General features: G+C 63.4%; 9 protein-coding genes. 3 read left to right on the top strand and 6 right to left on the bottom strand.

What is annotated here, in order from left to right:
- Both VFA16_RS00775 and VFA16_RS00770 read left to right on the top strand, forming a co-directional pair.
- Positions 1 to 376 (top strand): CoA transferase (locus tag VFA16_RS00775; protein WP_324965986.1); only part of this gene is annotated, 376 nt, incomplete at its 5' end.
- A gap of 12 nt (positions 377 to 388) precedes the next feature.
- Positions 389 to 1,192: an SDR family oxidoreductase gene (locus VFA16_RS00770; protein ID WP_324965985.1), complete on the top strand. Its 804-nt coding sequence runs from the start codon at positions 389 to 391 to the stop codon at positions 1,190 to 1,192.
- A 6-nt stretch (positions 1,193 to 1,198) separates the two neighbouring features.
- Here the strand turns inward: VFA16_RS00770 and VFA16_RS00765 are convergent, their stop codons facing one another.
- The 5 genes from VFA16_RS00765 to VFA16_RS00745 form a co-directional block, all read right to left on the bottom strand.
- A complete protein-coding gene (locus VFA16_RS00765; protein ID WP_324965984.1) occupies positions 1,199 to 2,026 on the bottom strand; it encodes an SDR family NAD(P)-dependent oxidoreductase in 828 nt (275 codons plus the stop codon).
- Between the two features lie 18 nt (positions 2,027 to 2,044).
- Positions 2,045 to 3,118, bottom strand: a complete 1,074-nt coding sequence (locus VFA16_RS00760) for a phosphotransferase (RefSeq protein WP_324965983.1) — start codon at positions 3,116 to 3,118, stop codon at positions 2,045 to 2,047.
- 21 nt (positions 3,119 to 3,139) lie between these two features.
- Positions 3,140 to 3,979, bottom strand: a complete 840-nt coding sequence (locus VFA16_RS00755; RefSeq protein ID WP_324965982.1) for a mycofactocin-coupled SDR family oxidoreductase — start codon at positions 3,977 to 3,979, stop codon at positions 3,140 to 3,142.
- Between the two features lie 28 nt (positions 3,980 to 4,007).
- Complete coding sequence (locus VFA16_RS00750) at positions 4,008 to 5,210, bottom strand: cytochrome P450 (RefSeq protein WP_324965981.1); 1,203 nt, start codon at positions 5,208 to 5,210, stop codon at positions 4,008 to 4,010.
- Positions 5,211 to 5,443: 233 nt separating this feature from the next.
- The gene (locus VFA16_RS00745; protein ID WP_324965980.1) at positions 5,444 to 6,109 is read right to left on the bottom strand and encodes a TetR/AcrR family transcriptional regulator; all 666 of its coding nucleotides are present in this window, start codon (positions 6,107 to 6,109) and stop codon (positions 5,444 to 5,446) included.
- A 196-nt stretch (positions 6,110 to 6,305) separates the two neighbouring features.
- On the opposite strand from VFA16_RS00745, the gene VFA16_RS00740 reads away from it, so the two are divergent.
- Positions 6,306 to 7,481 (top strand): acyl-CoA dehydrogenase family protein, encoded by a 1,176-nt coding sequence (locus tag VFA16_RS00740; protein WP_324965979.1) that lies wholly within the window; start codon positions 6,306 to 6,308, stop codon positions 7,479 to 7,481.
- 145 nt (positions 7,482 to 7,626) lie between these two features.
- Here VFA16_RS00740 and VFA16_RS00735 read toward each other — a convergent pair.
- On the bottom strand, positions 7,627 to 7,938 hold a 312-nt coding region (locus VFA16_RS00735; protein WP_324965978.1), incomplete at its 5' end, for an acyl-CoA dehydrogenase family protein.

The raw sequence follows: 7,938 nt of genomic DNA, 5'->3' as shown, positions 1-7,938 counted from the left end.
CGACGAGCGGCTAGCTGCGTGGTGTCAGCAGCGCAGCGGGGACGAAATCGTCTGCTGTCTATGGGACGCCGGTGTACCGGTAGCCAAAGTGATGCAGCCACATCGGCAAACCGCGTTGCCGCAGCTCGCCTTCCGCGGCTTTTTCGAAGATGTCGAGCATCCGGTCAATGCCACTGCCCCGCACAGCACGCTTCCCGCGCGGTTATCACTCGGACCGGAACGCTTCCATCTTCACCCTGCACCGCTACTCGGCCAGCACAACCATGAGCTGCTTGCGGAGCTGGGCCTGACCGAACAGGAGATCGCCGACCTGGAAGCCGACGGCGTGATCGGCCAGGCACCGGCCGGCTATGGCAGGAAAACGGCCACAGCATGAGAGGGTAACTCTGTGGCGATCAGCCCATCCGACATCCAGCTGACCGGCCGTGTCGCAGTCGTGACCGGTGGGGGCGCCGGCATCGGGCTCGGCATAGCAGCCGGCATGGCGGCTTTCGGCGCCTCGGTGGCGATCTGGGAGCGCGACGCCGAGAGCTGCGCAGCCGCCGCCGATTCGATAGGCGCACTGGGCATTACGACCGATGTCCGCGACGGCGAGCAGGTCGACGCTGCGCTGCAGCGCACGACTGCCGAACTGGGCACGGTAACAATCCTGGTCAACAATGCCGGCGGCACATTCTTCTCGCCCCTGCTCGACACCACCGAAAATGGCTGGGACGCGCTCTATCGAGCGAACTTGCGACATGTGATGCTCTGTACGCAACGGGTGGTGCACCAGCTTGTTGCCGCGGGCCTGCCGGGGAGTGTCGTCAACCTGACGTCCATCGAAGGTGTCCGGGCCGCACCGGGATTCGCCGCATATGCCGCAGCTAAAGCCGGCGTCATCAACTACACCAAGACTGCGGCATTCGAGCTGGCGCCACACGGTATCCGCGTCAACGCGATCGCACCAGATGTCACCGTGACAGAAGGGCTGGCCAACCTGAGCTTTGGCGAACTCAACGAGATCGGACACGCCATCCCGATGGGCCGCCCGGGTAGCGTCGACGAAATCGCCAGCATCGCCGTATTTCTCGTATCCGACATGGCGAGCTATCTCACCGGAGAGACGCTGCATGTCGACGGCGGAACGCACGCCGCCGGTGGCTGGTACCGCCACCCGCAGACCGGGCAGTTCCGATTCGGCCCCGGCTGACCGGGCCTAGTGTTCCCACCCCTCGGCGGCCTGCTCGTCGAAGGTACGGTCAATGCGCTCGAACCTCCGGCGGATCAGGCCACGCGAGCCCAGGTGCGGCAGGATATAGAGCCGGTTGGCGAGTATCGCCTCGACGGTCAGCCGAGCGACGTCGTCGGCAGCAAGGACATCGTCCTGGCCAACGGTGACCGGTTCTGAAACCGGTCGCGTCGCCGGCGTTCCGTAGTCGGCGCCGCGGGTGCGCTCGCAGTTGCCGATGTTGGTTGCGACAAGCATCGGGCACAACACCGACACACCGATGCCCGCCGTTTTGACTTCTCGGGCAAGCGATTCCGCGAGTGCCACGACGCCGTACTTGGCGACCGAATACGGCCCGAGGCCGATATTCGCCACCAAGCCGGCAAAAGACGAGGTGAACAGCAGATGCCCGCCTTCGCCCTGCTCGAGGAGCCTGGGCAGAAAGACCTCGACGCCGTGAATGGGGCCCCAGAGGTCGACGTCGATCACCCACCGCCAGTCGTCATGCGTCATCGCGGCGATCGGTCCGGCCACCGCGATGCCAGCGTTGTTGAACACCACATGCACCCTGCCCAGGAGCCGAAACGCCTCATCGGCAAGGCGACTGACCTCGTTCAGCTGCCGTACATCGCAGACGACGCCGTGCGCGTCGAGCCCCTCGCCGCGTAGCTGGGTCGCGGCTTGCTCAAGCACAGCTTCTTCGATATCTGCCAACACCACGCTGGCTCCGCGGCGAGCGAGTTCTCTGGCGGTGGCCAAACCAATTCCACTCGCGCCACCCGTGATGACTGCGCCGCGCCCGTCGAAGCTGTCCATGGCGCGAGACGTTATCCGTCAGGCGTCGAGGGCGTCCAGCGCGTTGCGCGTCTCGAGGTCCACGAATGCTGCCGAATACCGCTGCGCGAATGCCAAGCAAATGTCTGGGCGCTGCCATGCATCTCCACCGCTCAGCGTGGCGATCCAGATGGCCAGCCCGTGCGCGACAGAGGCGCGGTACCGCAGCCAAACCTCGTCGATGGACGGCATTTCGTCGGCTGGCAAAGTCAGCGCACAACGGTACTCTTCGAGAAGCTCCCGTTCACTGCGACGTCTGTCGTCGATGGTCAGCGCGCCCTGCAGGAAGTAACCGAGGTCAAGCGACCAGTTCCCGCGCCGCACCATCTGCCAGTCGAGGAATCCCACTTCGTCGTCCGGAAGCACATAGGTGTTGCCGATGTGTGGGTCGCCGTGCAGCAAGGTTTGCGGTGACTGTGTCAATGTGCCGATGTAGCGTGCCCAGATATTTTGGAACAGCTCGGTTCCGGTTAGTCGCGGGATCTCGGCCGGTACAGAGTCACCCAGCCGCTCGAATGCGATTTGCAGTGGTGCCATTTCCAGGCCGGCGAACGGGATGAACGGCTCGACCCAGCCCAGTGCCGGATGCTGTGTGACCCGTTCGCCCCAGTACATGCTGTGCAAGCGGGCTAATCCACGAACGCCGCCCGCCACCTGGTCGATCGTCATCGGGCGGGTGGAGTCTCGCGGTTCGGCTCCCCGGGCGACGACGTCCTCCATGATCATCAGGAAGTTGCTGCCTTCTTCGTCGATGATCGCCGTGTAGACAGTCGGATGGTCGAGCGGCAGGACGACTCCTGATGTGAACAGCCGGGGCTCGTGAAAGAGACCACTGGTGAGAGCGACCAGCTCGACATGCGCGGGATCCGCGGCCTTGGCGAACACGGTGGCTGGTCCGGCACCGGCCGAATAGGTCAACTCGAACCGCGCACGTCGATTGGTGCCGTCGTCGCGTAGCACTACCGCGACATCGCTGACCTCAGCTTCCGGATACTGTTGCCGGATCGCTGTCGTCATCCACTCAGGGGTAATCTGTTCCCAGTCTTGGGGAATCTCCCGTTCTGCGGTTGTCATCGCGACGCGCGGTTGGTGCGTTTACTTCAGGCAGCTGCCGGCGTCGACCGGAAGCGTCACACCGGTGATGTAGCGGGATTCATCGGAAGCCAAGAACAGCACGGCGTTGCTGATGTCCTCCGGTTCCACCCAGCCGATCGGCAGCGTGTGCATCATCTGTGCGACAACTTTCAAGTCGTCGGGGCCCGGGTTCTCCAAGTCAGGCCGGAACAGTTTCATCGTGCCCTCGTTCATGAACAACGGGGTGTTTACGTTCGTCGGGTGTACGGAATTGACCCGAATCATGTGCTGGCCCAGCTCGACTGCAAATGTACGCATGAGCCCGACAACACCGTGCTTGGCCGCCACATAGTGACCGGTATGCGGATATGCCTTCAGCCCGCCGACCGAGCTGGTCAAGATGATCGACCCGCCACGGCCGCCCGATAAGATATGCGGCACACCAGCTTTCACGGTCTTCCACACGCCAGACAGGTTCACGTCGATCATTTCCTGCCAGTCATGCTCACTGGTCTTGTCGAGGGTGTCGCCGCCGTTGCCGATACCGGCGTTGGCCACAATGACGTCCAACCGGCCAAGTTGCTCCACGCCGCTGTCCACCGCGGCTTTCAGCGCGGCGTAGTCACGGACGTCGACTTCAGCGGTGACGATTCGGCGGTCGAGACCCTTGACGAGATCTGCGGTCTCGGCCAGGTCTTCCGGTGTCGACGCAGGAATCGTGGTGTTCTCAACGATCGGCTTGCAAACGTCAATCGCGATGATGTCGGCACCCTCCTGCGCCAATCGCACCGCGTGCGCGCGACCTTGCCCCCGCGCCGCGCCGGTGATGAATGCGACTTTGCCTTCGACTCGCCCAGTCATCGTTACCTCGTTTCTTCTCAGATCGGGCTCAGGGGATAACCGCTACCATCGACTCCCAGCCGCGCACGGTCGAAGTCGGCGACAGCTTGGCGTTCGTCAGATCGACGTCCCACTCGGGGAACCGCTTCAAAATCTCTTCGAGCGCAATTCGGCCCTCCAGACGCGCCAGCGCCGAGCCCAGACAGTAGTGCGTGCCGACACTGAACGTGAGGTGTTGCCGAAGTTCTCGGTGAATGTCGAAAACGTCGCCGTCGGGCGGGAATTGGCGATGATCGCGGTTTGCCGCCCCGATGAGCATCATCATGACGCTGCCCTCCGGCACGGTCTGGCCATACAACTCGACATCACGGGTCACATAGCGGGCGACATGCGGCGCCGGCGGCTCGAAGCGCAGCAGCTCCTCAATGGCCCGGGGGATCAGGGCGGGGTTTTCCACCAACTCGCGCCGCTGGTCGGGATGTTCGGCCAGCACCTTGCCGGTCCAGCCGATCAGCCGGGTCGTGGTCTCGTTGCCGGCACCCGAGACCACGCTGACATAGGTGAGGAGTTCTTCGCGGGTGAGTCGACGCCACGCGCCCTTCTCGTCCTCGAATTCGACGTTTAACAGCTCGGTCATGATGTCGTCGGAGGGATGCTGCGAGCGCCAGTCGATGTACTGGGCGAAGAACTCGCCGGTGACCATGCCGTCCATGGCAGCCTTCATCGGCTTACCGGCTTCGGTGCGCATCTGGGCATTGGCGAAATCGCGGGCGGCTTCTTGATCTTCCTCGGGCACACCAAGCAGCATGCCGATCACCCGCATGGGCATCTGGGCGCCGAGGTCGGTAACGAAGTCGAACCGGTCGCTGCCGACCAACGGATCCAGACAACGCGCGCAGAATTCGCGGATCTTTGGTTCGAGCGCGTTGACCTTGCGCGGTGTGAACATCCGAGCCAGCAACTTGCGGTGGACGTCGTGCAGTGGCGGGTCCTCGAAAATCAATACACCTGGCGGCATCTCGATGTTCGCCTTGATCAGCTCGAGGATCGCCCCCCGCGCCGAGCTGAATGTCTCGTAATCGACCAGCGCCCGGTCGACATCGGCGAACCGGCTCAGCGCGTAGAAGTCATGCTGCTTGTTGTAGTACACGGGCGCTTCCTCGCGAAGCCTGCGAAACATCCCATACGGGTCAGCGTTGAGTTCAACGTTGTACGGGTCGTAGTAGACGTCGCTGGTAGCGCTGACTGTCACCGATATCGCCTCTCGCCGAAACCAAGGTGTGGCAAGGTCACACGCCGTCGCATGTGAACTCTGTCATCCGGCTTCATCAGTGTCAACGCCGGATACATTTATGCTACTTCGCACTCTTAATTTTTAAGAATCCAATTCTCAACTCGTGCGATAGTCGAACAGATTGCGGTTCAGAACACAAGCCGCCGCGGTCATGCCCGCTGGGCGATGACGCGTTACCGAACAGCGGTAATCTAATTCTCGCGCTTGTCGCTGACGAAGCCGCGCGAGCAGAAGTCCCACACTTCGTCAGCGGTGATCGGATGAACCGTCGCGTCGTCGGCGCCGCCGCTCGACTGCGCGATGAACATCACTGTCTGCATCGTCATGGCGGCCATCCGCCTGGGGTTGATCTCGGCGCGCAACTGGCCAGCTGCGGACGCCTCTTCCATCAGCTCGGTAAGCAACGCCAGAAGCGGCGCGTGGGCGACCTTCACCTCGGCGGGATGGGAAACCAGCAAACGGGGGGCGAAGTCGGTGAACAGCGGCCGCTTTGCGGTGGGGTCGGGGCGCGACGCCTCGAAAAGGAGCTGGACAGCGACTTTCAATCGCTCCAGGGGATCGGAATACCCGGCAGTGGCAGCCCGAATTTGATCGGCTGATCGGCTCAGCGCGTCTTCGAACAGGGCGAGCAGGAGCTCATGCTTGCCGTCGAACTGCAGGTAGAAGCTCCGCAATGACTGGCGGGAGCGGTCGACAACCTCTTGGACGGTGAAGTCGGTGCTGCCCTTTTCGATGATGATGGCCTGCGCGGCGTCGAGGAACCGTTGCACGCGCTGCGCGGCACGCAGTTTGGCCGTCTTGATGGAGCGCTCGACCGCGCGCTGCTTCCAGGCCGGTTCCTCGCTGGGGCTGGTCACGGGCGCCTCGGTTGATTGCCGCGAGGGGAGAACATGATTGAACTGTACAGGAGAACGCCGTGCCATCGGTCTCGTAGACCCCCTCACAGACGCCGTGTCTGAGATTGTAACTTTCCTATCCTGAGAATAGTATTCTCTTGCCGGCGTCCTAGGAAGCGGAATGCCTATAGACGGACGCCGCCGGCGAGGAGTACCCATGCAACTGACCTTTGATGCCGAGGTCGAGGCTTTCCGCGCGGAGTTCGCCGCATTTCTCGACGAGCATCTGCCCGACGAAGCACAAGCCACCGAGCGGCCGCGCTCGTGCTCGCACATCCCGCAGTGGGCGCGCGGCTGGCAGCGGCTGTTGTTCGACCACGGATGGTTGTTGCCCGGTAATCCGCCGGAGTTCGGCGGCCGCAATGCGACGATATTGCAGCAGTATGTGCACGCCGACGAATTGTCGCGGCGCCGAATCCACCTCAGTTTCAATCCGCAGGGCGTGGGCATCATTGCGGCATCGGTGCTGTCGTTCGGCACGCCGGAGCAAAAGCAGCGTTGGGCAGTGCCGATTCTGCGGGCCGAGATCACCGCATCGTTGGGCATGAGCGAACCGGGGGCCGGTTCGGACCTGGCGTCGCTGCGCACCCGGGCGGTGCTCGACGGCGACCACTTCGTGGTCAACGGTCAAAAGGTATGGACGTCCGGCGCGCATGACGCTGACGTGTTGTTGACGTTCGTGCGGACCAATCCAGATGCCCCGAAGCACAAGGGAATTAGCGCACTGTTGATTCCGACGGACACCCCGGGTGTGGTGCGCCGCCCCTTTGCCTCGGCATCTCATCGCGGCGACGTGGATTTCAACGAGGTGTTCTTCACCGATGTGCGAGTTCCCGCCGAGAATCTGGTCGGCCAGCTGAACCACGGCTGGCAGGTGGCAACGGGTTCGCTGGGACATGAACGCACCATGCTGTGGATGGGATATGCCGACCGGCTGCGGGAACTCGTCGTCGATTTCCGCCCGTCGCAGGTGCTCGAACGCGACCACTATGCCACCCTGGTCATGGACACCTACGCCCTGCAGCTGCTCGGGTCAGCAGCGCTCGCGCGTGCCGACCGCGGCGAGGAGGACGTGCCAGCGCTGTCCGTGCTGAAATTGCTCGGATCCGAAGCGGTGCAAAGCGCGTCCGAGCATGCGCTGAGCGCTGCGGGCGCCGACGGGCTGGTGCACCCGGCGGTGACGGGACCGGTCGCGCCGCTGAACCTCGACGCCCACTACGGCAGTTGGTTCGATCGGTACTTCCGCAGTTTCGCCGGCACCATCGCGGGCGGCACGTCGGAGATCCAGCGCAACATCATCGCTGAACGCGTTCTCAGGTTGCCGCGCAACTAGGAAGCTCATCTGCCACACGAGTCTTGGAGCGTAGCGACCGGCGTTTTGCCCGCCTCTGCGCGAGTTCGCTGTCAGGCGCCCGTCGACCCCTTACCAAATCGCTGCGAGGCGGGCACACAGTACATCCCCGTGGAGGCGTCCGAGCTCACAGCTGCGCCAACCGCGGCGCAAAGCACTTCGCCCGCAATAGGGCTCCGGCCTCTCGGGTCAGTTCCCTTGCGCTGCCAAGCATTGCGTCGAGGACCAACACACGCTTTACGTGGCGGTGCAGCTCGTGCTCGGCGGTAAAGCCGATCCCCCCGAGCACCTGCTGACAGTGCCGCGCCGCAGTCAACGCAGCCTGGCCGGCGGCGGCCTTCGCCAGCAGGCAGCCGAGGTCATCGGAAGCGGCCTGAAGGGTAGCCTCCGCGCCTTCAACCGCGACCAAGGTCTCGGCCAGCCGGTGCCGAATCGCCTG

It is taken from the genome of Mycobacterium sp., from assembly GCF_035653355.1.
In the GTDB taxonomy this organism is placed as follows: domain Bacteria; phylum Actinomycetota; class Actinomycetes; order Mycobacteriales; family Mycobacteriaceae; genus Mycobacterium.
The sequence above is the reverse complement of the archived record's forward strand: the minus strand, read 5'-3'. Positions and strand labels throughout refer to the sequence as shown.